The sequence below is a fragment of the Mesorhizobium shonense genome (assembly GCF_040545255.1).
Classification (GTDB): domain Bacteria; phylum Pseudomonadota; class Alphaproteobacteria; order Rhizobiales; family Rhizobiaceae; genus Mesorhizobium; species Mesorhizobium shonense.
Genome location: NZ_JBEPLM010000003.1, coordinates 412,478 through 438,680, shown reverse-complemented (window position 1 = coordinate 438,680; position 26,203 = coordinate 412,478). Strand labels below are relative to the sequence as shown.

Here is a 26,203-nt window from a genome sequence, read left to right as displayed (position 1 = left end):
GGGGAACAACTCCGCATCTTTGAAACGACGGACGCATGGCTTCGCCCTTACGCACCGCAGCGCGGGTATTTTATTTCGTACGCAACATCACGCGCGATGTGGTGCCGCAGGCTCTCTTTCGCCATTGCCTGGCCAGCCGGCTGCAGCAGGCGAGGCTCTCCGGCAAAACGGTCCGCGACCGCGTCAACTATTACAACAGGCTCGACCATAGCTTCGTGCCGAGCGCGGCGGCCGTGCCGGCCGGTCAAATACCCAAGTTCGGGAGCATGTACTATTACGATCTGAAGGAGTTCGCCCGCTACTTCGATCGCGACCTGCTCATCGATCTCGAGTTCGGCGATGTCGTCGACGTGCCCAAGATGCCGGCGATCGTGAAAGATCGGCCGATCCGTGACGACAACGGCAACGCCGTGATCATGAAGCTCGACAAGTTCCGCCATTTCCGCTTCCCTCGCGATCGGTTGTCTTTCGCCGACAAACGCCCGATGGCGGTCTGGCGTGGCGATCTCAACAATCCGATCCGCAAGCGGTTCGTCGACGCCGTGCGCGATCTGCCGGTTTGCGATGCGGGCTCGCCTAAGCCAAGCGCGCCGGAGAACTACCGCAAGCCTTATCTCACGCTCCCGCAGCATCTGCAGTTCCGCTACATCGTCTCGCTCGAAGGCAACGACGTGGCGACGAACCTGAAATGGATCATGAGCTCGAACTCGCTCTGCCTGATGCCGCCGCCGACCTACGAGACCTGGTTCGCCGAAGCTGAGGTCGAGGCCAATGTCCACTATGTGCCGCTTGCGCCGGATTTTTCGGATGTCGCCGACAAGATCGCCTATTTCGAAAGGCATCCGGCGGAGGCCCAGCGTATCATAACGGCGGCCAACGCCTATTGCCGCCGGTTCAGCAACGAAAAGGACGAGTGGGCCGTTTCCCTGCTGGTCCTCTACAAATATTTCGTGCTGAGCGGCCAGATCAAACCCGACGCGGAAGTCTGGCGCTACATCACAGGCTGACGGTTGTCAGATATCGCTGCGGTCGAGCACCAGGTCGGCCGGGCCGAACCGGTCCTTGGCGGTGAGCTGCTGGTGCCAGTAGGGATAAAGCACCGGCGGCCGGCTGACGGCGTCGAGGCGCAAGCGCTCGTCGAGCGACAGTGTCAGGCTTGCTGCGGCAAGGTTGTCCTTGAGCTGGGCTTCGTTGCGGGCGCCGATCACCAGCGAGCTGACGGCCGGGCGGCCGAGCAGCCAGGCAAGCGCCACCTGCGCCGCCGAAACGCCACGCGCCTTGCCTATCTCGGAGAGTACGTCGACGATCCGCCACAGCCTGTCCTCGTCGCGGATCGGCGGTTCCGACCAGCCGCCAAGTTGCCGCGCCGTCGGGCTGTCGCGGCGGTATTTGCCGGAAAGCAGGCCGCCGGCCAGCGGGCTCCACACCAGCACGCCTAGGCCCTGGTCGACCGAGATCGGCAGCAACTCGTACTCGGCCTCGCGCGCTTCCAGCGTGTAGTGGATCTGCTGCGTGACGAAGCGCGGCTGATGATGGCTGTCGCTGATCGAGAGCGCCTTCATCACCTGCCAGCCCGAGTAGTTGGAGCAGCCGACATAACGGATCTTGCCCTGGCCGACCAAGGTGTCGAGCGCTGCGATCGTCTCCTCCAGCGGCGTGACGCCATCCCATTCGTGCAGGAAGTAAATGTCGATGACATCGGTCTTCAGCCGCTTCAGGCTCATCTCGCATTCGCGGATCAGATGATGGCGCGACAGGCCTTCGTCGTTGGGGCCGTTGCCGATCCGCATGCGCGCCTTCGACGCGATCAGCACATCGTTCTTGCGCTTGCCGCCGAGCGCCTCGCCGACGATCTCCTCGGACAGACCGTTCGAATAGACATTGGCGGTGTCGATGAGGTTGATGCCGGCATCGATGCAGGTGTCGATGATGCGCTTGGCTTCGGAAAGATCGGAATTGCCGACGGCGGCGAACGGGCCCGTGCCGCCGAAGGTCATCGTGCCAAGCGTCAATGTCGAAACCTTCAGGCCGGAACGGCCAAGGGTGCGGTATTCCATGTCAGGTCCTCGCGATTTTTGTTTTTGCAGGGGCGCGCCGTGGCGGGCGCCGGAAAGAAGCGAGGGTATTTGTAGGACAATTCCGGCGGCTTGTCGCCCCGGCATCGATACGGGCCGATCACATAACAGCTAGTTCACTGGTTGCCGGGCGAGCTTGCAATAAAACCGTCATTGCAGGCCTGTATCTCAGTCGGCTTACGGAGTTGCGTTTGCGGCACGCCGGAACGCATCCGAAGACAGGGTGGCTGACAGGCAGGAGCAGCGCGATGAACGAATTCAAACCGAATTCCGGGCCGAATTCCGGAGCCAAGGACTGGCTGGAAGCCGAGCTCGAGGACACGCTCGACGAGGACTATGAGCTGGAGATTTCCGAGCCTGCGCTCTCGCTCGAGATCGCCAAAATCTACAAGAAGTCGCATCCGCCCTCCATCGAGCGGATGACCTATTTCCGCGAGCTGCTGAGGCTGCAGTCGGAATTGATCAAGCTGCAGTCCTGGGTCGCCTATCACAAGAAGAAGCTGGTGGTGATCTTCGAGGGCCGCGACTCCGCCGGCAAGGGCGGCGTCATCAAGCGCATCACGCAGCGCCTCAACCCGCGCATCGCCCGTGTCGTGGCGCTGCCCGCGCCGACCGAGCGCGAGAAGTCGCAATGGTACTTCCAGCGCTACGTGCCGCATCTCCCTGCCGGCGGCGAGATCGTGCTGTTTGATCGCTCCTGGTACAACCGCTCCGGCGTCGAGCGCGTCATGGGCTTTGCCAATGCCGAGCAGGTGGAAGAGTTCTTCCGCGACGTGCCGGAGTTCGAGCGCATGCTGGTGCGCTCCGGCATCACGCTGGTCAAATACTGGTTCTCGATCACCGACGAGGAGCAGCAGATGCGCTTTTTGATGCGCATCCACGACCCGATGAAGCAGTGGAAGCTGTCGCCCATGGATCTGCAGTCGCGCGTGCGCTGGGAGCAGTACACCAAGGCCAAGGAAGAGACCTTCGCCCGCACCAACATCAAGGAAGCGCCCTGGTTCATCGTCGAAGGCAACGACAAGAAGCGGGCGCGGCTGAACTGCATCGACCACCTCTTGCAGCAGATGCCTTACGAAGATGTGCCGCACGAGGAGATCACGCTGCCCGAGCGCGTCTTCAACCCGTCCTACGAGCGCCAGGTGCTGCCGCGCGAGCTCTACGTGCCGGCGAAGTATTGAGGCCCGCTATGCGGCTACGCGTTTCGGCATGACGGCAAATGGGCTGAGGCCGAGCCACGTCTGCATCTTGGCGGCGATGTCGAGGTTTCCGGTCAGCGCTACCTTCTCGCGCTCCTTGTGGACTGTCGTCAGTCCCATCCAGATCGAGGTCATGGTGCAGAGGTCGGTCGAGACATAGAGATCGACCTCAAATCCCGGATCGTACCAGCACAGATCGACATCACCGTACTTCTCGACGATCAGCCACCAGGAGCGTTTTGACGCCGGCAGGTCGTGATACAGGAATTGTATTACCGTGCGGCCGTCGGGCAGCGGGCTTGGGTTCAGGTTGCGTCGCATATCCCACATCAGCAGCGATGGATCGAGGTTCTTGAGCGACAGCCGGGCTTCGACCCATTTCTGGCCCCAGAAACCCATCGCCTCGACCACGGGGCGCAGATCCTTGCCGGCCTCGGTCAGCCTGTATTCGAAAACGCCTTTCTCGGATTTGAGCTCGACGCGCTCGACAATGCCTGCGACCTCCAGCTCTTTCAGTCTTTGCGACAGAAGTGTCGGCGACATTTTCGGAACGCCGCGACGCAGATCGTTGAAGCGGGTCGAGCCCGCCACCAGCTCGCGCAGCAGCACCATGGTCCAGCGTGTGCACAACAGCTCCGCCGCCATCGAGAGCGGGCAGAACTGCTTATATCCGGGTTGCGTCATCTGTTTGGCCTCCCACCGATTGAAGCCGAACCATAATCCTCAGGCGCCCCTTGCGGCCAGTACAGAAGCTGTACCGGCCAGTACAGATGGCAGACTGGAGCGTTTCGGCCTTGCCATGCGAGGCAGCGGTCACGTCACCGGGCGGTCCGGTGCCGACAACAAGAGGAGACTTTTGACCATGACCGTTTACGTGATCGCCGACATCAAGGTGACGGACGACAAGTGGGTGCCGGCCTATGCCGCTTCGGTGCACGAGCTGGTGCACAAGCATGGCGGCAGATATCTGGCGCGCAGCGGCAATGTGAAGACGCTTGAGGGCAACCCGCTGGACACCAGCCTGATCGCGCTGATGGCGTTTCCGACGGCGACGGCGGCGCAGGCCTTCGCCAGCGATCCGCAATACGCGCCGTATCTTGCCGCGCGTCAGGCCGGTAGCGAAAGCCGTTTCCAGCTGATCGACAACACCGATCTGGCGGGGACGATTTCCTATCTACCGAAGGGCTGAGGGCACGACCGGAACGCGGCCAGCTCGCGTTCCGGCATCTTGCGATCAGGAATTGCGTTTGATGACGACATGCGTCGCATCGGCCGTCGCGACCTGGCTGGTGCAGCGATAGCCGAGCTTCAGCATGTCGAGGCCGGCGAAGAGGTGCTCGCCGGAGCCGAGCAGCATCGGCGAGATGGCGAGGTGCATCTCGTCGATGAGCTTCTCCTTGAGATATTGCCGGACTGTCGAAACGCCACCGCCGACCCGAACGTCCTTGCCATTGGCTGCAGCTTTCGCCTGTTCCAATGCTGAATGGATGCCGTCGGTGACGAAATAAAAGGTTGTGCCGCCTTCCATGACGATCGGCGCGCGCTTGTGGTGGGTGAGCACGAAGACCGGCACGTGATAGGGCGGGTTGTCGCCCCACCAGCCTTTCCAGCTCTCGTCCGGCCATTCGCCGCGGACCGGCCCGAACATGTTGCGGCCGAGGATCCAGGCGCCGACATTCTCGAAGCTGCGTACGGTGAAGCGGTCATCGATGTCGGTGGTGCCGCCATCCTTGCCGACCATCTGGTGGAAGGAGCGGGTGCCGATCATCCATTTATGCAGATCTTCGCCGCCGACGCCGAGCGGGTTTTCGAGGGTCTGATCGGGACCGGCGCCGTAGCCGTCGAGCGACAAGGTGAAAGCGTTGACACGCAGCCTGGACATCATTGCCTCCTAAACTGGTTGTAATTTGAAAGCGGTTATGAGGTAGCTTAACTGATTGCGTAATGCAAGCGGTATTTGCTGGGCGCGCAAAATCACCCCACCCGAGTGGGCGCGCCCCGATAAATGCAGCAAGAAGGCGATAGGGAAGGGAGCTCAGCCCTTCAGCATCTCCGCCACCACCGGCGCGAAATAGGTGAGGATGCCGTCGCAGCCAGCGCGCTTGAGGGCGAGAAGCGATTCCAGCATCGCCTTCTCGCCGTCGATCCAGCCATTGGCGCTGGCCGCCTTGATCATCGAATATTCGCCCGACACCTGGTAAGCGAAGGTCGGCATCCGGAGCTCGTCCTTCAACCGGCGGATGATGTCGAGATAGGGCAGCCCCGGCTTCACCATCAGCATGTCGGCGCCTTCGGCGAGATCCTGCTCGGCCTCGCGCACCGCCTCGTCGGAATTGGCGTGGTCGATGTAATAGGTCTTCTTGTCGCCCTTCAGCAGGCCGGCGGTGCCGACGGCCTCGCGATAGGGCCCATAGAAGGCCGAGGCGAATTTCGTCGCATAGGACATGATCGCCACGTCCTGAAAACCGTTGGCGTCGAGCGCGTCGCGGATGGCGCCGATGCGGCCGTCCATCATGTCGGACGGCGCGATGATGTCCGCGCCCGCCGCCGCCTGGATAACCGCTGCTGCGGTAACCTGCTCGACGGTCTCGTCGTTGACGATGATGCCGTCGCGCAAAATGCCGTCATGGCCATGGCTGGTGAACGGATCGAGCGCGGCGTCGGTAATGATGCCGATCTCCGGCACCGCGTCCTTGATGGCGCGGGTAGTGCGGTTGATGATGTTTTCGGGGTCGAGGATGTGCGATCCGGTCTGGTCGCGCAGCGAAAGCTCGACATTGGGGAAGGTTGCGATCGCCGGGATGCCGAGCTTGGCCGCGCGTTCCGCCTCCTTGACCGCGAGGTCGACGGAAAGGCGATAGACGTCCGGCATGGCGGCGATCGGCTCGCGCACATTTTTGCCGTCGACGACGAAGATCGGCCAGATCAGGTCGTTCACCGAGAGCCGGTTCTCCTGCACCAGCCGGCGCGACCAGTCGGCCTTGCGCATGCGCCGCAGCCGCCGGCTGCCGGTGATCTCGTCGACGCTGCGCGCGCCGGCAGGCTTTGCGGGTGTGATTCTGTTCATCGCCAAAACTCTCTTGTCGTCCCGGCTTTTTACCACGCGCCCCGGCCGCTGACCAATGCGACACGATTGTGCCAGGAGCCGAGTGCAAGTTCCTCTCCCCCGCCGCAGGCGGGGGAGAGGTGTCCGCGTAGTGGACGGAGAGGGGGCCTTCGTAGGGCGCTCCCCGCCTTCGCCGAGCCACCTCTCCCCACTTCGTGGGGGCGAGGAACTGTGCCTCACGGCTGCCCATTCCCCGACAATATCTGCGCCGCACCCCGCACAGCCACGCGGAAAGCTTCGTCGAAGCTGACGCCGCGCACCTGCCATTGGTAGGTCTTGCCGCGCGCGGCCAGCCGCCAGTCGGCGATCCAACCAAGTTCCTTGTCGCTCCACACGATGCTGCCGGCGAGCGTTTTGCTGGCGCCCATTCCCTTGGCGAGCCGGTCGAGCTTTGCCATGTCGGCGGTGCGCAGCGTTTTGTCGTTGAGCCCGGCAAGCTGCATGGCCTTTGGGAAGGTGACGCGCATCAGCAGCGGGCCGGTGGCATTGGCGAAGGATTCGCGCATCGTCTCTCCGCGATCCTCGTCGGCCGTCAGCACGAAATGCCTCGCGCCTTGCTCGGTCGTGAGGAAGACGGCGAGCGTCGGTCGCTCGCCATGCCAGGGTCTGCTGCCGAGCTGCGCCAGGAGCTTGTCGACCACGGCGGGCTTGTAGAGGCACGTCAGGTCGTGCGGCCTGTCATGCGTGCCTTGCTCGTCATGGATCGGCACGCCTTCCAGCCGGTCGTGGTAGCGGAAGGATTGGACGAAGTCGGCTGCCTTGTCGCGCAGTGCCAGCATCTCCGATTTCTGCGTCAGCCGCTGGTCGCCGGAAACCCTGATTAGCACCTTCTCCAGGCAATCCTTGAAGCCGATCTCGCGGTTCGGCTCACCGGTGCCGGTGACGATGGTCTGCGCCTGGTAGAGTTCGTCGGTCGTCGCGGCAATGGCCGGCGGAGCTCCCAGCCAAAGGAGCCCTGCCAATCCAGCCACGAGACGAGGAAATCCAGCCATGTCGATTTGCTCGAAATCTGTCGGGCCGCGCGGGCGCAATCGTTTGCCGGTTTCGTAACATCTGGCGCGCCCAGCCGCCAGTGTGATGACCCGCTGGCATTGACGCATCCTTATGCCGCCTTTAGCACTTCAGTCCCCCGAAAGGGCGGAGACAAGGATTCTCTGGTGATGGATTTTGACGGAGGCGACGAGATTCGCTTCGAGCGTTTGGGCAAGGCGGGCGTCGTCACGCTGACGCGGCCGCGGGCGCTCAATGCCGTCACCCATCGCATGATCAAGGCGCTCGGCAAGGCGCTCGACGCCTGGGAGGGCGATGCCGGCGTCAGCGCCGTCGTCGTCAAGGCCGAGGGCAGGGCGTTTTCCGCCGGCGGCGACATCCTGCACATCTACGAGTCCGGCCGCGCCGGCAAGCCGCCGGTCGACTTCTTCGCCGACGAGTACCGGCTCAACGCCCGCATCGCGCGTTTCAGGAAACCCTATGTCGCGCTGATCGACGGCATCGTCATGGGCGGCGGCGTCGGCATTTCCTTCCACGGCTCGCATCGCGTGCTGACCGAGAACGCGCAGTTCGCCATGCCGGAAGTCGGCATCGGCTTCTTCCCCGATGTCGGCGCCAGCCATCTCTTGCCCGATCTCGGCGGCAGCTTCGGCATGTATCTGGGGCTGACGGGAAACCGTATCCGCTACGGCGATGCGCTGTGGTCGGGCCTGGCCACCCACACCATCAAGGCCGAGGACCAGGCGGGGCTGCTCGATGAGATCGCAGTTTCCGGCGATCCGGAGTCGGAGTTGCGCTCTTTCTTTACGCCTGCCAAGCGCGAGACGGAACGACAGGACCTGGAAGCGATCGCCCATCACTTTTCGCAAGCCTCGCTGGCCGACACCATCTCCAGCCTGGAGCGGGCCGCCGCCGAAGATGCTTTCGCAGCCAAGACGCTGGCGACGATCAGGATGCGCTCGCCGACCAGCCTCAACGTCGCCTGGCGCGAGATCAGCGCCGGACTGGCGCTGTCGATGGACGAGTGCATGAAGATGGAGTTCCGCATCCTCAACCGCATGCTGGCCGGCCACGACTTCTACGAAGGCATCCGCGCCGCCATCATCGACAAGGGCTCGAAGCCTGAGTGGCGGCCTACCAGTCTCGATGCGGTGAGCGCCGCCGATGTCGATGCCTATTTCGCGCCGCTCGGAGCCCGGGAGCTCGAGCTGTGAGCGAGGTCACTTCCAGGCGCGTGGTGCTGCAGCCCTCGACCACCGAGGTCATTTTCGCCTGGTTCCAGCGGGTCATTGCCGGCTATTGCCTGCTTTTCGGCGTCCTCTACTGGATCCGGCTGATCGGCATTTATCCCGGCGAGCTTTGGCGCTTCGACCTGATGCCGGTGCACTGGCAGGTGGCCGCGGCCACGCTTGCCGTCTTCTTTCCCTTTGCCGCCGCGGGCCTCTGGATGCTCGCCTCCTGGGGGCCCGTCATCTGGTTCATCTGCGCGGCGACCGAAACCGTCATGTATGCGGGCTTTCCCGGCCTCTTCGGGCACAGGCTGCTGATCGTCGTCTCGCATGCCTGCGCGGCGCTGCTCTATGTCGTCTTCCGGGTGACCATCTGGCTACAGAAGCGTCGGCTCCGGCAGTAGGTTGCCAAGCGGCTCCAGAGGCCTAGATTCGGCTCAGCGATTTGCCCAAAAGCCATTGGCTAAACCTTTAGGTTAATTGTTCTTGCTCGCGTGACCGTTCGTTAAGCCTCTTTCGAAACCTCTTACCGGTAAGCTCTTGTTAGCCTTGGCGTTTAAGTCGAATTTTATGAGTATTCGATAGTGTCGCGATCAAGGTGAAGAACAAAAAATCACCGGGCGACAAACGAGAGGCAAAGACAATGATCAATTCGCGTCCGGCGGCGAAGACCGCTAACGTATCCGACGACCGCCGCGAGGCGATCCGTTCGCTGTACATGGAATCGCTGCAGCTGGTGGAGCGTCTGCATCGCCGTCTGCTTGACGTGATCAAGGACGAGTTCGACCGCAACGGCCGCTCCGACATCAACGCCATCCAGGCGCTGCTGCTCTTCAACATCGGCAATTCGGAACTGACCGCCGGCGAGCTGCGCTCGCGTGGCTATTATCTCGGCTCGAACGTCTCCTATAACCTGAAGAAGCTGGTCGATCTCGGCTTCATCAACCATCAGCGCTCGCGCATCGACCGCCGCTCGGTCCGCGTCTCGCTGACGCCGAAGGGCAACGAGGTGGCCGACGTCGTCGCCGGCCTCTACGAGCGCCATGTCGGTTCGATCGAGGCGGTGGGTGGCATCAACACCGACGAGTTCAAGCAGATGAACCGCGCCCTGCAGCGGCTGGACCGCTTCTGGAACGACACCATCGCTTACCGGATGTAGGCGCTTTCGAAACCTGAGACATCAAAGCCGCGCCGAAGAAGTGCGGCCCGGGGGAAACAATAAGGGGACCGGTGCCGAAAGGTGCCGGTCTTTTTCTTGTTGCGAAGGGAAGGCCCTGGGGAGTTGACCAGGGGGCAGCGCGTGTGGAAGCTCTCCTGCCAACGGGGAGGGGTGTCGTGCGCTATTTCCTGCTTGTACTTTCCGCGTTGGCCCTGGCTTCACCGGCTGACGCCAAGACGCTCTACTATGGCGGCAGGGCGGGCATGGAGGTCACGATCGTCAAAAAGTCCGGCATCGGCACGTCGCATGCCAGCGTGTTGACGAAGCACACCAGGCAAAATGCAATCGGCTTTTGCCGTGACTATGTCGGCAAGGTGACCGAGGATTGCATTGCCAGGGAAATGAGAACGCCCCTGCATCTGGAGATCACCGCGGACTGCAAGACCGGCAAGTTCACCACCTTTTATGGCGCCAACATGCTGTTCCAGGGGCGCAGCCCCGCCGGAAGTGCGACGGACTATATGATTGCCGACACGGACGAGAACGTGGTGCTCGATGGTTCAGGCGCCTCTGGCTACGACTATACGCTGGAGCAATTCAAAGCTCTGTGCCCGAACCGGGTGAAGTAGGACAAGCCGAAAACTTACGAGGCATTCGCCGAACCGTCCGCGACCGGCGATGCCAAAATGCATCGGTCCCTTTCCCTTCATCTTCTCGCCTCAAGCAAATCGCGGACCAAGGCCACGTTGCCGCCATAATCGCGGTGAAAGCGAGAGTGCGGGTGATGCTGCGGGCTATGCCCTGCGCTCATTGGACCTGGCGCTGCGGCCGCGCGTTTCTGGCAGCCGGGCGATGCGGGACATGGTTGGCTAATTGTTAAGATTGCCGACCCTAGAGTGCGGGCAACCCGCCAGTAGAGCGAACTGAGCGAGATTTGATACAGCTAGAATGTCTGGAACGTCCATGAGAACCAGCCGCCGTTTCTTCCTTACCGGAGCCTCCGCGCTCGCCGCCGCCTTGGTCGCCGGCCATGCCAGCGCGCAGGACGTGATCGGGGATATCCTGAAATCCTCGGGCCGCGGCAATTGGGACGACCAGTTCGACGCCCGCGCCAGTCAGACCGGCAAGGTAGCCTCCACGCTGCCGATCTTCAGCCTGCAGACCGTCGCCTTCACCGAGCAGGCGGTGGCGCAGTACCAGAACATCGCCGGCCAGGGCGGCTGGGAGCAGGTTCCGGCGACCAAGAAATTGCAGCTCGGCGTCGACGATCCGGATGTCGTGCCGCTGCGCAAGCGGCTGATGATCTCGGGCGACCTGGCGCAGAGCGCCGGCATTTCGACGGCGTTCGATTCCTATGTCGACTCGGCGGTCAAGCGCTTCCAGCTTCGCCACGGCCTGCCGGCCGATGGCGCGATGGGCAAATACACCTATGCGGCGATGAACGTCTCGGCGCAGATCCGCCTCGGTCAGTTGCAGACCAACCTGCAGCGCCTGAAGGAAAAGGCCGGCACGTTGGGCAGCCGCTACGTATTGGTCGACATCCCAGGGGCGCAGATTGAAGCGGTCGAGAACGATCGCGTCGTGCTTCGCCACACCGCAATCGTCGGCAAGATCGACCGCCAGACGCCGATCGTGAATTCCAAGATCAACGAGATCATCGTCAATCCTTACTGGAACGCGCCGGTTTCGATCGTGCGCAAGGACATCATTCCGCTGATGCGGAAGGACCCGAACTACCTCAAGGACAGTCATATCCGCCTGTTCGCGCCGGACGGCAGCGAGGTCGATCCGATGACCGTCGACTGGTCGACGGACGATGCGGAGAAATACCGGTTCCGCCAGGATCCGGGCGCCGGCAACGCCATGGCTTCGGTCAAGATCAATTTCCCCAGCCCGGACGGCGTCTATATGCACGACACGCCGCAGCAGAGCCTGTTCGGCAAGCTGATGCGCTTCGACTCTTCCGGCTGCGTGCGCGTCCAGAACGTGCGCGACCTCGTCACCTGGATCCTGCGCGACACGCCGGGCTGGGACCGCCAGCATTTCGAGGCGACGATCAAGACCGGCGAGAACACCCCGGTGCAGGTCGTCAATCCGGTGCCGGTGCACTTCCTCTATCTGTCGGCATGGTCGACGGGCCCCGGCGTCGTGCAGTTCCGCGACGACATCTACGGCCTCGACGGCAACGAGCAGCTGCAGATCACTTCTTCGCTGTAAACAGCTGATATTTCAAACAAAAAGGCCGCTCCTGGAGCGGCCTTTTTGTTTGATCAGTGTCCACCAGCGCAGGCATTGGGGTGCACCCATCGTCTAAGTTGAATGTCGTCCCAAGCCGCGGCTGGACGCGAAGCCGGGAATTGCGCATGGTCGGCCTCAGAGCCGGAATCGCATCATGGAAGTCGCCGTCTTCATTCTCGTCGTGCTCGCTTTCGTGGCGCTTTCCGGCGCGCTGGTACGGCTGGTGCGCGTGCCTCTGCCCGTGCTGCAGATCGCGATCGGCGCCGCCCTTGCCTGGCCGGCGGGCGGCCTGCATGTCGAGATCGATCCGGAACTCTTTCTCCTGGTGTTCATTCCGCCGCTTCTGTTCGGTGACGCCTTCGCGGCGCCGAAGCGCGAGCTGATCGAGCTGCGCGGGCCGATCCTCGATCTTGCCATCGGACTGGTTTTCTTCACCATCGTCGGCTTCGGCTACGCCCTGCACTGGCTGGTGCCGAGCATCCCGCTGGTGGTCGCTTTCGCATTAGCCGCCGTGCTGTCGCCGACCGATGCGGTCGCCGTGTCCTCGATCGTCGACCGCAATGTCGTTCCGGCGCGGCTGATGCACATATTGGAAGGCGAATCCCTGCTCAACGACGCCTCCGGCCTGGTCATGTTCCGCTTCGCCGTGGCGGCCGCGCTGACTGGCAGCTTCTCCTTCGCCGCCGCCTCACTCACCTTCGTCTATGCCGTGGCGGCTGGCGTCCTCGCCGGCATCGCGGCGCTGTTCATCGCCGCCAAGGCGCTGCAAATCCTTCGCCGCATCGGCGGCACGCCGGCGGAGGCGCAGGTGCTGGTCATGACCCTGCTGCCCTTCGTGGCCTATCTCATCGCCGAGCATGCCGGCGCCTCCGGCATCCTGGCCGCGGTCACCGCCGGCCTGCTCACCGGAACTTCGGGCATTTTTCGCTTTTTGTCGGTGTCGGCGCGCATCCAGGCGATGTCGCTATGGTCGACGCTGACCTTCGTCTTCAACGGCGCTCTCTTCATCCTGCTCGGGCTGCAGCTACCCGACATCATCCGCAAGGTTCCGCCGGAGCTCACCAGCCGGCACTGGCTGTTCGAGCCGGCGCTGACCGTGCTCATTTTGACGCTCTGCCTGGTCGGCCTGCGCTTCCTCTGGATCTGGATCGGCGACATGGCGTCGGTGGTCGCCGCCCGGCTCGGCAAGCGCAAGGCCGAGCCCTTCGGTTTCCGTGTCAGGCTTGCCGGATCGGTAGCCGGAGTGCGCGGGGCAATCACGCTTGCCGGCATCCTGTCGCTGCCGCTCGCGCTGCAGGATGGCTCGCCCTTTCCGGCGCGGGACGTGGTGATCTTCCTCGCCGCCGGCGTCATTATCTGCTCGCTCATCATCGCCAGCCTCGCTTTGCCGGGAATCGCGCGCGGACTGGTCGAGCCGGGTGAGGACCCGGGTGCGGCCGAGGAGCGGCGGGCGCGTGTCGGCGCCGCCAATGCAGCGATCGCCAGGATCGAGAGCCTCGCCGGTGACGGAGGCGAGGAAGGCGAGGCGGCGGAAGCCCGGCTTGCGGTCGCCGACAGCATCGTCGCAAGCTACCGCCGCCGCATCGCGGCGTCCGACGAGGCCGAAGAGGCGCGCGCCGAGGCGCGCGAGGCCGGGCGGCTGGAGCTCGATCTGAGGCATGCCGGCATCGAGGCAGAGCGCGCCGCCGTGCGCGCCATGTTCCGCAGCCGCGAGATCAACGACCACACGATGCGGGCGCTGCTGTCCGAGATCACGCTGACCGAAGCCCTGTTCAAGAGCCGGCAGGACAGGAAATAACGTTTCAGCCGATCTGCTTGGCGCAATCCGGCCAGCAAATTTCGCGCCGCAAACGTGGCGGGCTCCAAACAACTGTGTTATTGGCGCGGCGACCTCGCAAGACCTCCGGCCCCAAGGGAAAGCAAGCCATGTCAAATGCCGCGGCAGCCTCCAGCAAATTCGAATCCTTCTTCGAGACCACGCTTGCCGATGCCGACCCGGAAATTTTCGGCGCCATCCGCAACGAGCTTGGCCGCCAGCGCCATGAGATCGAGCTGATCGCTTCGGAGAACATCGTTTCCCGCGCCGTGCTCGAGGCTCAAGGGTCGATCATGACCAACAAATATGCCGAGGGCTATCCGGGCAAGCGCTACTATGGCGGCTGCCAGTTCGTCGACGTGGCCGAGGAGCTTGCCATCGAGCGCGCAAAAAAACTGTTCGGCTGCAACTTCGCCAACGTCCAGCCGAATTCCGGCAGCCAGATGAACCAGGCCGTGTTCCTGGCGCTGCTGCAGCCCGGCGACACTTTCATGGGCCTCGACTTGAATTCCGGCGGCCATCTGACCCACGGCTCGCCGGTCAACATGAGCGGCAAGTGGTTCAAGGTCGTCTCCTACGGCGTTCGCAAGGACGATCACCTGCTCGACCTGGATGCGATCGAGAAGACCGCGCATGAGACCAAGCCGAAGCTGATCCTGGCCGGCGGCACCGCCTATTCGCGCGTCTGGGACTGGAAGCGTTTCCGCGAGATCGCCGATTCGATCGGCGCCTATCTGATGGTCGATATGGCGCATATCGCCGGCCTGGTCGCCGGCGGCATGCATCCGTCGCCGCTGCCCTATGCCCATGTCGTGACCACGACCACGCACAAGTCGCTGCGCGGACCGCGCGGCGGCATGATCCTGAGCAACGACGAGGAGATCGCCAAGAAGATGAACTCGGCGGTGTTCCCGGGCCTGCAGGGCGGCCCGCTGATGCATGTCATCGCCGCCAAGGCGGTGGCGCTCGGCGAGGCGCTCAAGCCGAGCTTCAAGGCCTATGCCGAAAGCATCGTCGCCAACGCCAAGGCGCTGGCTTCCAGCCTGCAGGAAACCGGCCTCGATATCGTCTCGGGCGGCACCGACAACCACCTGATGCTGGTCGACCTCAGGCCGAAGAATGCCACCGGCAAGCGTGCCGAAGCGGCCCTCGGCCGCGCCAACATCACCTGCAACAAGAACGGCATCCCCTTCGATCCGGAAAAGCCCTTCGTCACCTCCGGTGTCCGTCTCGGCACCCCCGCCGGCACCACGCGCGGCTTCGGCCAGGCCGAATTCCGCGAAATCGGCAAGCTGATCGCCGAGGTGCTGGACGGGCTGAAGGTGGCCAACTCCGATGAGGGCAATGCTGCTGTCGAGGCCGCGGTCAAGGCCAAGGTCACGGCTTTGACGGATCGGTTCCCGCTTTATCCCTATCTCGGTTGACCTCCTCTTTCGGTTGACCCTCTCTTGGTTGACGGGGCGTTGCGCGTCATCTTTTATCCTGCGCCGTGCGCCGCCTTGAACGGGCGGCGCGGCTTGTTGGAGACTTGATGATGCGCACTTTCCGTCTTGCCGCCCTGGCATTGCTTGGTTCGCTGGCCGGTTTCGCCGCGTCCGGCGCGGTTGCCCAGGAGCAGACGCAGCCGGATCCGAATTTGCCGGCCACCAGTACCTTCGGCAGGTGGACCACAATCATCGACACGCTCGATACCGGGCAGGATTCGCACAAGACCTGCGCAGCCTCCACGGCTTTCGTCGACGGCATCGGCAATGCGGGCACGCTGACACTGTCGATCTCGACAGGCGACGCCCTGCCGCCCGATGCCTATCCCGCCATCATGATCAGCGTCGACAACAAGGATCTGCCGACCGGCAAGAAGATCGCGGCGACCTTCGGCGATCCCGGCATAAAGGTTTCCGCGACGGTCTATTCCAATAATGGCGTCAATGGCCGACCCAGCTGGTTGGTCGACAACCAGGCCAAGACCAGTCTCGCCCTGCTGCGCGCGATGCGCAAAGTCACCTCGCTCGATGTCGTCTTCGGCAAGCAGACCGTCGCGAGCATCCCGATGGACGGCTTCACCAAGGCCTATCGCAATCTCGGCACATCCTGTGGTTTCGCGACCAAGGATGTTGCGCCCTGACACTGACGGCGGCTGGGGCAGGGCGCTGGCAATCTTGCTCGCGTCTCGCTATCTCTGAGGCACAAAAGGCTCTAAGCCTTTCGCCCACAGAATCGCGAACCCAAGGCTCTCCATGCGCTGTCCCTATTGCCAGTCCGAAGATACGCAGGTGAAGGATTCGCGCCCCGCCGAGGACGGCGCGGCGATCCGCAGGCGCCGCGTCTGTCCGGATTGCGGCGGCCGCTTCACCACCTTCGAGCGCGTGCAGTTGCGCGACCTCGTCGTCATCAAGAAGTCCGGCCGCAAGGTGCCGTTCGACCGCGACAAGCTCTTGCGCTCCGTCGAGATCGCGGTGCGCAAGCGCAATGTCGATCCCGAGCGCATCGACCGCGCGGTGACCGGCATCGTGCGCCAGCTCGAAAGCTCCGGCGAGACGGAAGTGGCCTCCGGCGAGGTCGGCCGTCTGGTGATGGAAGCGCTGAAATCGCTGGACGACGTCGCCTATGTCCGCTTCGCCTCCGTCTACCGCAATTTCCGCGAGGCCAAGGATTTCCATGAGCTGCTGGGCGAGCTGAAGGGCGACGAGGAAAAGACCGAAGAGGACGCCGGCTGACCATGGCGAAACCTCAATTGAGCGAGGCCGGGCAGGCGACCCTTGACCGCCGTTACATGGCCGCGGCCATCAGGCTCTCGCGCCGCAATGCCGGCCGCACCTCGACCAACCCCTCGGTCGGCACCATCGTCGTGCGCGACGACGGCGCCGGCCCGATGATCGTCGGCACCGGCGTGACGGCTGTCGGCGGCCGCCCGCACGCCGAGACCGAGGCGCTGGCCGAAGCCGGCGAGCTCGCGCGTGGTGCTACGGCTTACGTTACTCTCGAACCCTGCGCCCATCATGGCCGCACCCCGCCTTGCGCCAACGCGCTGGTCAATGCCGGCATTGCGCGCGTCGTTGGCGCGGCGAGCGATCCCGATCCGCGCGTCTCCGGCAAGGGCTACGCCATTCTGCGTGCCGCCGGCGTCGAGGTGGTGGAGAAGGTGCTTGCTGCCGAAGCCGCCGAGCAGATGGCCGGCTATTTGACTCGATCTTTGAAAAAACGCCCCGAAGTGACCCTGAAGCTTGCGCTTTCGAGCGACGGCAAGATCGGCCGGAAGGGCGCCGGACAGGTCGCGATAACCGGCGAGCTCGCGCGGCGTGAAGTCTATCTGATGCGTGCCGAAGCGGACGCCGTCCTGGTCGGTATCGGTACGGCGCTGGAGGACAACCCGGCGCTGACCGTGCGCCTGCCGGGACTCGAAAATCGTTCGCCGGCCCGCATCATCCTCGATCGCCAGATCCGGCTGCCGGAGACATCGAAGCTGGTGTCCGGCGTCGACCGCGTGCCACTCTATGTCGCCGCCTGCCTCGAAGCCGACCCGCATCGGCGCGCGACCCTCGAACGCGCCGGCGTGCGCTTCATCGGCACGGAAACCTATTCAGGCGAAGTGGCCCTGCCGGAATTGCTGGAGGATCTGGCCGCGCTCGGCATGGCGAGCGTGCTGGTCGAGGGTGGTGCCAAAGTAGCCAAGGCCTTCCTGGAAGAAGACCTGGTCGACCGCATCATCCTGTTCCAGGGGCCGGACGCGATCGGCGAGGACGGCATTGCATCGCCCATCGATGCCGCCCATATCCCGGCGGGATTTCGCGAATTGCGTCAGATGCGCTTCGGCGAGGACAGCTACGCCGAGTGGGTACGACCATGATCCCAAGAAGTGGGAACCGGTTTTTGGATAAGATCATGGTCAAACTGGAAGACACGATCTGATGTTTACTGGAATTGTGACTGATGTGGGTACCGTTGCCTCGCTGAAGCCGCTCAGCGAAGGCATCGGCATACGCATCGATACCGCCTACGATCCTGAAACGATCGCCATCGGCGCTTCGATTTCCTGCGGCGGTGTCTGCCTGACGGTAACCGCGCTGCCCGAACATGGCTCCAACGCCCGCTGGTTCGAGGTCGAGGCTTGGGAGGAAGCGCTCAGACTCACCTCCGCCTCGAGTTGGAAATCCGGCACCAGGGTCAATCTCGAACGCGCGCTGAAGATCGGCGACGAGCTCGGCGGCCACATCGTCTCCGGTCATGTCGACGGCACGGCCGAGATCGTCGAACGCAAGGAGGAGGGTGACGCCGTGCGCTTCACGCTGGAGGCGCCACGGCATCTGGCGAAATTCATCGCGCCGAAAGGCTCGGTCGCGCTCGACGGCACCTCGCTCACCGTGAACAAGGTCGAGGGCACCCGCTTCGACGTGCTTCTGATCCAGCACTCGCTGAGCGTCACCACCTGGGGCGAACGCCAAGCCGGCGACCGCGTCAACATCGAGATCGACACCATGGCCCGATACGCCGCGCGCCTGGCGGAAGCGGCGAAAGAAGGGCTTTGAGCACAGTTACGCGGTCCCGACGAGGCGGCGGCCCGGATTGCTGAAAATTCGGGCGTCGCGCTGGGGGCAATCCGCCTTTCGCCACGGCTTCCCGCTTGGCTTCTGGTCACACCCCACGTAAGCTTTCTCCTGGTCGGAGGGGAAAGCCCGTGAGCAGCCCGTCGCAGCAAGTCGTGAGGCTTGGTTTCGGATTTGCCGTGTCACAGGCGCTGCGCGTCGTTATCGAACTCGGCATTCCCGATCTTCTGGCCTCCGGCGGGCACTCGGTTGAAGACCTGGCAGCCGCCGCGAAGGTGGATGCGGAACCGCTCTACCGCGTGATGCGGCTTCTGGCGCCGGAGGGGGTGTTCACTGAAATTCGCCCTCGCCATTTCGGCTTGACCGAAGTTGGCGCAGCGCTTCGTTCCGATCGGCCTGGACCGCGTGACTTCATCCGGATGATCAACAGCGAGGCCTATCTTGCCTTCGAGCAGCTTCTGCATTCCGTCCGCACGGGAAAGCCGGCCTTCGACAAGGTGTTCGGAAGCCCGAGGTTCGATTGGCTTTCGGCCCACCCGGAACAGGCTGCCCTGTTCCAGCGAGCCATGGTCGCCTTAAGCCAAGGCGGCAACGAGGCGGTAGCCGATGCCTATGATTTCGGCCGATACACGCGGGTCGTCGATGTCGGCGGCGGGCATGGACAGCTTCTCTCGGCCATCCTTGCCCGCAATCCTCATTTGAGCGGCGTCCTGTTCGATCTGCCGTCCGGGGTGGCGGCGGCGCGACAGGGCGCAGGTGGCGATCTGCCGCGCACCGACTTCGTCGCAGGCGACTTCTTCGAGGGCGTCTCGGTCGGCGACATCTATGTGATCAAGAGGGTCATCCACGACTGGGACGATGAACGTGCGGAACTGATCCTGCGACGTTGCCGCGAGGCTATGCCAACGCATGGCAGGGTGCTCGTGGCCGAAACGCTCGTGCCTCCGGGCGACGAACCGGATCAGATCAAGACCCTCGATGTTGTCATGCTCGCGGTCACCGGAGGCCTCGAGCGGACTGAGGCACAGTACGCCAGGCTGTTCGCAGGCGCAGGACTGAAGCTCGAACGGGTAATCGGCACCCGGGCACCGATCTCGATCCTCGAGGCTTCGCCCGCCTAGCCAAAGAACGCTCCGAATGATCGCGCTGCGCGGCTTTTAGCGGGACCCGAATCCGTCGACAGATGCAGGCCGGTGTCGGTTCGGCAATCTTGTGCTTGCGATCAATCCGGCTTCGGCCTAAGTCACCGGCAATCCCCCGGAGACTTTTATGGCAGGCACATCCCAACACGGCAAAGCGTTCATTCGTCCGAAGGCGAAGGCGCATCTGCTTATTGTCGAGGCACGTTTCCACGACGACCTCGCCGACGCGCTGCTCGAAGGCGCGACCGGCGCGCTGGACGAAGCCGGCGCCACCTATGACGTCGTCACCGTTCCCGGCTCGCTCGAAATACCGGCCGTCATCACCTTCGCGCTGGATGGCGCCGCCGAAGGCGGCACGCATTATGACGGCTTCGTCGCGCTCGGCACCATCGTCCGCGGCGACACCTATCATTTTGACATCGTTGCCAATGAATCGAGCCGCGCCCTGATGGACCTCTCGGTGCAGGAAGCGATCGCGATCGGCAATGGCATCCTGACCACCGAGAACGATGCGCAGGCCTGGACGCGCGCCCGGCGCGCGGAAGGCGACAAGGGCGGTTTCGCCGCGCGCGCGGCGCTGACCATGATCGCGCTGAAAGAGAAATTCGGAGCCCAATCGTGAGCGAACCTGCTTCGACCGGCCAGCCACCTGTACGCCACGCCAACAAGCGGGGTGCCGCACGCCTTGCCGCCGTCCAGGCGCTCTACCAGATGGATGTCGCCGGCAGCGGTGTCTTCGAAACAACTGCCGAGTATGAGACTTTCCGCCTCGGCAAGGAAGTTGACGGCGCGCTCTACCGCGAAGCGGACGCGCAATGGTTCCGCGCCATCCTCACCGGCGTCGTCGAGAACCAGAAGATCATCGATCCGGTCATCCGCCAGGCGCTGACCGAGGATTGGCCGCTGTCGCGGCTGGACTCGACGCTGCGCGCCATCCTGCGCGCTGGCGTCTATGAATTGATGAAGCGGGACGACGTGCCGGTGGCGGTGATCGTGTCGGAATATGTCGACATCGCCAAGGCCTTCTACGAGGAAGACGAACCGAAGCTGGTCAACGCCGTTCTCGACCGTGTCTCGCGCCGGGTGCGCGGCGAGGGTCGCGGCAAGGACGCATCGTGACCGCCACGGCAGTTGTCGCTGGCGTTGGCAGGGAAGCGCGCCGCACGGCGGTGCTGCTCGCTGCGGCGCAGGCGATCGTCGGTTCCGCCGCGCCGATCGCCATTTCGCTCGGAGCGCTTGCCGGACAATATTTGCTCGGGCCCGACAAATCGCTGGCGACGGCGCCGGTCACCGGCTTCAATCTCGGCGTGGCGCTCGGCGCGCTGCCTGCGGCCGCCGTCATCCGCCGGCTTGGCCATCGCGGCGGCTTCATGACCGGCACGGTCATCACCGCGCTCGGCGGCCTGATCGCGACGCTGGCGCTCTATCAGGCGAGCTTCTGGCTGTTCGCCGTCGGCCTCGGCGTGATCGGCGTCGGCGGCGCCTTCGTCCAGCAGTTCCGCTTCGCCGCCGCCGACAACGCGCCGCCTGAATTCAAGGCGCGCGCCATTTCCTTCGTGCTGGCGGGCGGTATCGTCACCGCTATCCTCGGACCGCAGATCGTCATCTATACCCGCGAGCTTCTGGCGCCGGTGATGTTTGCCGGGTCTTTTGCTTCGATCCTCGTGCTAGCGGCAGTCGGCGCCGTCGTCCTGTCCTTCCTGCACGCGACTGTGCCGGCGGGCAGGGTCGCGACAACCGAGCAAGGCGATGCCCGTCCGCTGGCCGAGATCGCCACTCAGCCGCGCTTCGTCGCGGCGCTGTTCTGCGCCGTCGGCAGCTACGCGCTGATGAGCTTCGTCATGACCGGTGCGCCGCTCGCCATGGTCGGCTGCGGGCTCTCGACCGACGACGCGACGCTCGGCATTTCCTGGCACGTCATGGCGATGTTCGGGCCGAGCTTCTTCACCGGTTCGCTGATCCACCGCTTTGGGGCCGAGCGCATCGTCGCCGTCGGGCTGGTCCTGCTCATCGGCTGTGCGGTGGTGGCGCTTTCAGGCCTTGCGCTATGGCAATTCTGGACGGCGCTGATCCTGCTCGGCCTCGGCTGGAATTTCAGCTTCATCGGCGCCACCGCCATGGTCGCCGCCGGCTACCATCCATCCGAAAAAGGCAAGGTTCAGGGCTTCCACGACTTCGTCCTGTTCGGCTCCGTCGCCTTCGCTTCGCTGATGTCGGGCGCGGTCTACAACGCCTGGGGCTGGACCATGCTGAATTGGCTGGTGTTTCCGGTTGTCGTGCTCTGCTTCCTGGCACTCGGTGCCTTGAAGCTGCCGGGCTTGCGCGCCGCCAACTGACATCACGCTGTCGGGACCCGGCGCTGCGCGTCATTCGCGTCGGGAACAAAATTATTGCACGCATCCCGCTAGTTATGAAACCGTGTGCCCCGACGGCGCGTTAACGCCATGCTCATATGCCGCCTCCGACCCATCGGTTCACAGCAAGGGATTTTCATAATGTTTTCAATCGGAAAGCTCGCCGTAGCAGCGATCGCGCTCGGCATCACCGCAGCTTCGGCACATGCCCAGGTGGTCGTCTCTTCGAAGATCGACACCGAGGGTGGTGTGCTCGGCAACATCATCCAGCTGGTCTTGAACGCCAACAACATCAAGACCACCGACCGCATCCAGCTGGGCGCCACGCCCGTGGTGCGCAAGGCCATCGCCGCCGGCGAGATCGACATCTATCCCGAATATACCGGCAACGCCGCCTTCTTCTTCCAAAAGGCGGACGATCCGGTGTGGAAGGATGCCGCCAAGGCCTTCGAGACCGCCAAGAAGCTCGACTATGATGCCAACAAAATCGTCTGGCTGTCGCCGTCGCCGGCCAACAACACCTGGGCGATCGCGCTGCGCAAGGAGGTGGCCGACGAGAACAAGCTCACCACCCTGTCGGACTTCGGCAAGTATGTCTCGGGCGGCGGCAAAGTGGTGCTCGCCGCTTCGGCCGAGTTCGTCAATTCGGCGGCGGCCCTGCCGGCTTTCCAGACCACTTACGGCTTCAAGCTGAAGCCGGACCAGTTGATCACGCTCTCGGGTGGCGACACGGCCGCGACCATCGCCGCCGCCGCCAACCAGACCAACGGCGCCAACGCCGCCATGGTCTACGGCACCGACGGCGGCATCCAGCCCTCCGGCCTCGTAGTGCTCCAGGACGACAAGAATGTGCAGCCCGTCTACCAGCCGGCGCCGATCATTCGCGAGCATGTCTTGAAGGAACATCCGGAAATCGAGACGCTGCTGAAGCCCGTCTTCGCCAAGCTCGATCTCGCCACATTGCAGCAGCTCAACGGCCGCGTGCAACTGGGTGGCGAGCCCGCGAAGGCGGTGGCGGAGGACTTTTTGAAGACGAACGGGCTTTTGAAGTAGCAAGCCCGGCTAGCGCGATGCCGGTGCGAGGCACCCCCCTCTGTCCTGCCGGACATCTCCCCCTCAAGGGGAGAGATTGGCAGCTGCTGCGCCGTGCTTCTTTTTCCAGCATCCGGAATTGGCGAAAGCGTTCGCGACATCTGATCTCCCCCCTTGAGGGGGAGATGGCCGGCAGGCCAGAGGGGGGCGCCTCGCGCAACCGCTCTTCATGACCCTCCGCTTCGACAAGCTCGGCGTCGTCATCGCCGTGATCGTCACCTATGCCGCCTTCGCGGCGCCCTTCGCCACGTTCCGCGCCAACCGCATCGTGCCCGGACAGGCGCGCTCGATCCTCGAAGCGTTGCCGCCCACGCTTGGCGCGCTGCTGCTTGCGATTGTCATTGCCGGCGGCATTGTCGCGCTGCTGAGGACGTCGCTGATCCTGAGGCTGGTCGCCAGCATGATTGCGCTGGTTGCGCTCGCGATCCTGATCGGCACCGCCGGCGGTTTCCTGACGCCCGCCGGCAACACTTTCGCCCGCGTCGCGCCGGCCTCGGGCTTCTGGCTGCTGATCTTTGCCTTCACGCTGCTTCTGGCCGATGTGCTGACCAGGCTTAACCTTTCGCCCTTGGCGCGTGTCGGCGTCCTCATCGTCGCCGCGCTGGCGATCGGCGCGCTGCTGGTCTCGGGAAATTGGAACAGCCTTTCCATTCTCAAGGAATATGCCAGCCGCGCCGACAGTTTCTGGGCCGAAGGCTCCAAGCACATCACGCTGGCGCTCGGTTCGCTGGCGGCAGCGGTGGTCGCCGGAGTTCCGCTTGGCATCCTCTGCCACCGCGTCGAGCCGCTGCGGGCAGGGGTGCTGAATGTGCTCAACATCATCCAGACCATTCCGTCGATCGCGCTGTTCGGCCTGCTGATCGCGCCGCTCGGCTGGGTTGCCGCGCATGTGCCGGGCGCCGCGGCCGCCGGCATCAGAGGCATCGGCACCGCGCCGGCCTTCGTGGCGCTCTTTCTCTATTCGCTGCTGCCTGTCGTGGCCAACACGGTGGTCGGGCTTGCCGGCGTGCCGCGCGCCGCCAACGATGCCGCGCGAGGCATGGGCATGACCGATCGCCAGCGCCTGTTCGGTGTCGAGTTCCCGCTCGCCTTTCCGGTGATCCTGACCGGCATCCGCATCGTGCTGGTGCAGAACATCGGGCTGGCCACGATCGCGGCGCTGATCGGTGGCGGCGGTTTCGGCGTGTTCGTCTTTCAGGGCATCGGCCAGACGGCGATGGACCTTGTGCTGCTCGGCGCGGTGCCCACAGTGGCGTTGGCCTTTGCCGCGGCCATCATCCTCGACGCCGTCATCGAAATGACCTCCACCACGCGCAGGGCGGACCCCGCATGATCGAGATCGAAGGCATCACCAAGCGCTATAACGGAACGGCCGTCGTCGACGACGTGTCGATGGTCATCGAACCGCGCACCATCGCCGTCATTGTCGGCACTTCCGGCTCGGGCAAGACGACGCTGCTCCGGATGATCAACCGGCTGGTCGAGCCGACGTCCGGCGTGATCAGGCTCGACGGCGCCGACAACCGCTCGCTGCCCGGCTACCAGCTGCGCCGCAGCATCGGCTACGCCATCCAGGGCCATGGCCTGTTTCCGCATCGCACGGTGGCGCAGAACATCGCCACCGTGCCGCTGCTGCTCGGCTGGGACAAGGATCGCATCAAGGCACGCGTCGAAGAACTGATGATGCTCTACCAGCTCGACCCGCAGGCCTATGGTCCGCGCTATCCGCATGAGCTTTCCGGCGGCCAGCAGCAGCGCGTCGGTGTCGCGCGCGCGCTTGCCGCCGAGCCCAATGTGCTTCTGATGGACGAGCCCTTCGGCGCGCTCGACCCGATCATCCGCACCAAGGCGCAAGAAGATCTGCTGGCGATCCAGAAGCGCTTCGGCACAACCGTCATCCTCGTCACCCACGACATGGAGGAAGCGGTGCACATGGGCGACAAGATCGCCGTCATGGATGCCGGCAAGGTGCTGCAATACGCCAAACCGGCGGAGATCCTGGCGAGGCCCGCTAATGGCTTCGTCGAAACCCTGGTCGGCTCCAGCGAGCGGCCGTTCCGGCTCTTGTCGCTTGGCCGCGCGCGCGATGCCGTGGAGCCCGGCGGCGCCGAAGGCGAGGCGATTCCGGGCGACGCCAGCCAGCGCGACGCATTGGCCGAGCTTTTATGGACGGGCCGTCCGGCGCTGCCGGTGAAGGACGCCGACGGCAAGCCGCTCGGGCGCGTCACCGTGGAAGGGCTGGTGAAGCGCGCGAGGCCGGCATGAAGGCCTGGCTGCCCGCTCTGTTGAGGCTGGCGCTTCTGGTGCTGCTGGTGGTTTTCATCGCCAGTCCGGGCTGGTTCGAGCCGTTGCTCCGGCCGCTGACCGAGAACGGCGCGCCGGTGATCTACAACCAAGGCAGCCTGCTGACGCTGACATTGCTGCATCTGAGAACCGTGCTCGCCGCAACGGTGGGAGCGACGATCGTCGCCGTCGCGCTCGCCATCCTTGTCACCCGGCCGGCCGGCGCCGAATTCCTGCCGCTGTCGCGCAGCCTGGTCAATATCGGCCAGACCTTTCCGCCGGTCGCGGTGCTGGCGCTTGCCGTGCCGGCGGTCGGCTTCGGCGAGAAGCCGACGCTGATCGCGCTTTTCCTCTACGGGTTGCTGCCGATTTTCGAGAATGCGCTGACCGCGCTCACCACGCTGCCCGGCAACGTCATGGAGGCGGCGCGTGGCGCCGGCATGACCGGCTGGCAAACGCTGATGAAGGTCGAACTGCCGCTGAGCGCCCCGGTGATCCTCGGCGGTATAAGGCTTTCCGTGGTCATTAGCCTCGCCACAGCCACCATCGGCTCGACGGTGGCCGCCAAGACGCTGGGCGAAGTGATCATCGCCGGCCTGATCTCGAACAACCTTGCCTTCGTGCTGCAGGGCGGCCTGATCGTCGCGGCGCTTGCGGTGCTGATCTATGACGGCCTGTCGGCGATCGAGCGCTTCGCCGCGCGCCGCATGGGGCGAGAAGCAGAATAACCGGCGGTGGTCGCCGGGCGAGTGCATTCCCCATCGTCATTTCAATCGATCTAATCCGGGTCCCTTGCTGAGGCTAACATCACCGCCTTCGTCTTTTGGGCGAAAGCCGGGCAAAAACCGAACAATATCTTGACGTTCCGAGCCCTGTTTCGCATACACCGCAGCCAAGGGGTGGATTCCGTGCGCGGCGTTCATTCCCGTTCCAACGGCCCAGGGAGGGGTTCTTTTGGGCCATCAATCGAGGAAAA

At 64.0% G+C, this 26,203-nt stretch carries 27 protein-coding genes; 22 read left to right on the top strand and 5 right to left on the bottom strand.

The features are described from left to right. The first annotated feature begins 35 nt into the window (after positions 1–35). The gene (locus ABID26_RS11640; protein ID WP_354415429.1) at positions 36–1,007 is read left to right on the top strand and encodes a glycosyl transferase family 90; all 972 of its coding nucleotides are present in this window, start codon (positions 36–38) and stop codon (positions 1,005–1,007) included. A gap of 6 nt (positions 1,008–1,013) precedes the next feature. Here ABID26_RS11640 and ABID26_RS11635 read toward each other — a convergent pair whose 3' ends face one another. Further along, positions 1,014–2,057, bottom strand: coding sequence for an aldo/keto reductase (locus ABID26_RS11635; protein WP_292301847.1), 1,044 nt, complete (start codon positions 2,055–2,057; stop codon positions 1,014–1,016). Positions 2,058–2,323: 266 nt separating this feature from the next. On the opposite strand from ABID26_RS11635, the gene ppk2 reads away from it, so the two are divergent. Continuing rightward, positions 2,324–3,256: a polyphosphate kinase 2 gene (gene ppk2 / locus ABID26_RS11630; RefSeq protein ID WP_292301849.1), complete on the top strand. Its 933-nt coding sequence runs from the start codon at positions 2,324–2,326 to the stop codon at positions 3,254–3,256. Between the two features lie 6 nt (positions 3,257–3,262). On the opposite strand, the gene ABID26_RS11625 is transcribed toward ppk2, so the two are convergent. Then, entirely contained in the window at positions 3,263–3,958 is a 696-nt protein-coding gene (locus ABID26_RS11625; RefSeq protein WP_292301851.1) for a winged helix-turn-helix transcriptional regulator, read from the bottom strand. 178 nt (positions 3,959–4,136) lie between these two features. On the opposite strand from ABID26_RS11625, the gene ABID26_RS11620 reads away from it, so the two are divergent. Continuing rightward, the gene (locus tag ABID26_RS11620; protein ID WP_126100114.1) at positions 4,137–4,463 is read left to right on the top strand and encodes a DUF1330 domain-containing protein; all 327 of its coding nucleotides are present in this window, start codon (positions 4,137–4,139) and stop codon (positions 4,461–4,463) included. Positions 4,464–4,508: 45 nt separating this feature from the next. On the opposite strand, the gene ABID26_RS11615 is transcribed toward ABID26_RS11620, so the two are convergent. From ABID26_RS11615 to ABID26_RS11605, 3 genes are all read right to left on the bottom strand, one after another. Then, entirely contained in the window at positions 4,509–5,156 is a 648-nt protein-coding gene (locus ABID26_RS11615) for a dihydrofolate reductase family protein (protein ID WP_292301853.1), read from the bottom strand. 153 nt (positions 5,157–5,309) lie between these two features. Further along, positions 5,310–6,341, bottom strand: coding sequence for a porphobilinogen synthase (gene hemB, locus ABID26_RS11610; protein WP_292340341.1), 1,032 nt, complete (start codon positions 6,339–6,341; stop codon positions 5,310–5,312). A gap of 215 nt (positions 6,342–6,556) precedes the next feature. Beyond that, positions 6,557–7,372 (bottom strand): DUF2066 domain-containing protein, encoded by an 816-nt coding sequence (locus tag ABID26_RS11605; protein ID WP_292340342.1) that lies wholly within the window; start codon positions 7,370–7,372, stop codon positions 6,557–6,559. Between the two features lie 168 nt (positions 7,373–7,540). Between ABID26_RS11605 and ABID26_RS11600 the strand changes: the two genes are divergently transcribed. The 19 genes from ABID26_RS11600 to ABID26_RS11510 all read left to right on the top strand — a co-directional run bounded on the left by ABID26_RS11600 (position 7,541) and on the right by ABID26_RS11510 (position 25,955). Continuing rightward, on the top strand, positions 7,541–8,584 hold the full coding sequence (locus tag ABID26_RS11600) for an enoyl-CoA hydratase/isomerase family protein (RefSeq protein ID WP_292340343.1): 1,044 nt from the start codon (positions 7,541–7,543) through the stop codon (positions 8,582–8,584). Then, positions 8,581–9,003, top strand: coding sequence for a DUF6163 family protein (locus ABID26_RS11595; protein ID WP_126100119.1), 423 nt, complete (start codon positions 8,581–8,583; stop codon positions 9,001–9,003). Before ABID26_RS11600 ends, ABID26_RS11595 begins: the two co-directional genes overlap by 4 nt. 239 nt (positions 9,004–9,242) lie before the next feature. Then, entirely contained in the window at positions 9,243–9,758 is a 516-nt protein-coding gene (ldtR, locus tag ABID26_RS11590) for a transcriptional regulator LdtR (RefSeq protein ID WP_040983294.1), read from the top strand. Positions 9,759–9,934: 176 nt separating this feature from the next. Beyond that, positions 9,935–10,387: a hypothetical protein gene (locus ABID26_RS11585; RefSeq protein ID WP_354415420.1), complete on the top strand. Its 453-nt coding sequence runs from the start codon at positions 9,935–9,937 to the stop codon at positions 10,385–10,387. Between the two features lie 334 nt (positions 10,388–10,721). After that, a complete protein-coding gene (locus ABID26_RS11580) occupies positions 10,722–11,975 on the top strand; it encodes a L,D-transpeptidase family protein (RefSeq protein ID WP_292373092.1) in 1,254 nt (417 codons plus the stop codon). Positions 11,976–12,150: 175 nt separating this feature from the next. Then, positions 12,151–13,794: a Na+/H+ antiporter gene (locus tag ABID26_RS11575; protein WP_354415417.1), complete on the top strand. Its 1,644-nt coding sequence runs from the start codon at positions 12,151–12,153 to the stop codon at positions 13,792–13,794. Positions 13,795–13,922: 128 nt separating this feature from the next. Next, complete coding sequence (glyA, locus tag ABID26_RS11570; RefSeq protein ID WP_126100123.1) at positions 13,923–15,236, top strand: serine hydroxymethyltransferase; 1,314 nt, start codon at positions 13,923–13,925, stop codon at positions 15,234–15,236. 110 nt (positions 15,237–15,346) lie between these two features. Beyond that, positions 15,347–15,937, top strand: a complete 591-nt coding sequence (locus ABID26_RS11565) for a hypothetical protein (RefSeq protein ID WP_435528567.1) — start codon at positions 15,347–15,349, stop codon at positions 15,935–15,937. Between the two features lie 112 nt (positions 15,938–16,049). After that, a complete protein-coding gene (gene nrdR / locus ABID26_RS11560) occupies positions 16,050–16,529 on the top strand; it encodes a transcriptional regulator NrdR (protein ID WP_059184872.1) in 480 nt (159 codons plus the stop codon). A gap of 2 nt (positions 16,530–16,531) precedes the next feature. Then, positions 16,532–17,659 (top strand): bifunctional diaminohydroxyphosphoribosylaminopyrimidine deaminase/5-amino-6-(5-phosphoribosylamino)uracil reductase RibD, encoded by a 1,128-nt coding sequence (ribD, locus tag ABID26_RS11555; RefSeq protein WP_292301864.1) that lies wholly within the window; start codon positions 16,532–16,534, stop codon positions 17,657–17,659. Between the two features lie 61 nt (positions 17,660–17,720). Next, entirely contained in the window at positions 17,721–18,338 is a 618-nt protein-coding gene (locus tag ABID26_RS11550; RefSeq protein ID WP_292301866.1) for a riboflavin synthase, read from the top strand. A 95-nt stretch (positions 18,339–18,433) separates the two neighbouring features. Then, complete coding sequence (locus ABID26_RS11545; protein ID WP_292301868.1) at positions 18,434–19,477, top strand: methyltransferase; 1,044 nt, start codon at positions 18,434–18,436, stop codon at positions 19,475–19,477. A 148-nt stretch (positions 19,478–19,625) separates the two neighbouring features. Next, positions 19,626–20,120 carry a 6,7-dimethyl-8-ribityllumazine synthase gene (ribH, locus tag ABID26_RS11540; RefSeq protein WP_292301870.1) on the top strand — a complete coding sequence of 165 codons (495 nt, stop codon included), beginning with the start codon at positions 19,626–19,628 and terminating at the stop codon, positions 20,118–20,120. Further along, complete coding sequence (gene nusB, locus ABID26_RS11535; RefSeq protein ID WP_292301872.1) at positions 20,117–20,617, top strand: transcription antitermination factor NusB; 501 nt, start codon at positions 20,117–20,119, stop codon at positions 20,615–20,617. Before ribH ends, nusB begins: the two co-directional genes overlap by 4 nt. After that, the gene (locus tag ABID26_RS11530) at positions 20,614–21,834 is read left to right on the top strand and encodes an MFS transporter (protein ID WP_292345780.1); all 1,221 of its coding nucleotides are present in this window, start codon (positions 20,614–20,616) and stop codon (positions 21,832–21,834) included. The genes nusB and ABID26_RS11530 overlap by 4 nt, the downstream gene beginning before the upstream one ends. A gap of 159 nt (positions 21,835–21,993) precedes the next feature. Next, positions 21,994–22,905, top strand: a complete 912-nt coding sequence (osmF, locus tag ABID26_RS11525) for a glycine betaine ABC transporter substrate-binding protein OsmF (protein ID WP_354415407.1) — start codon at positions 21,994–21,996, stop codon at positions 22,903–22,905. A gap of 208 nt (positions 22,906–23,113) precedes the next feature. Continuing rightward, on the top strand, positions 23,114–24,277 hold the full coding sequence (locus ABID26_RS11520; protein ID WP_292301876.1) for an ABC transporter permease: 1,164 nt from the start codon (positions 23,114–23,116) through the stop codon (positions 24,275–24,277). Further along, positions 24,274–25,209 carry an ABC transporter ATP-binding protein gene (locus ABID26_RS11515; protein WP_292345777.1) on the top strand — a complete coding sequence of 312 codons (936 nt, stop codon included), beginning with the start codon at positions 24,274–24,276 and terminating at the stop codon, positions 25,207–25,209. Before ABID26_RS11520 ends, ABID26_RS11515 begins: the two co-directional genes overlap by 4 nt. Beyond that, positions 25,206–25,955 (top strand): ABC transporter permease, encoded by a 750-nt coding sequence (locus ABID26_RS11510; protein WP_354415402.1) that lies wholly within the window; start codon positions 25,206–25,208, stop codon positions 25,953–25,955. The genes ABID26_RS11515 and ABID26_RS11510 overlap by 4 nt, the downstream gene beginning before the upstream one ends. The last annotated feature ends 248 nt before the right edge of the window (positions 25,956–26,203 follow it).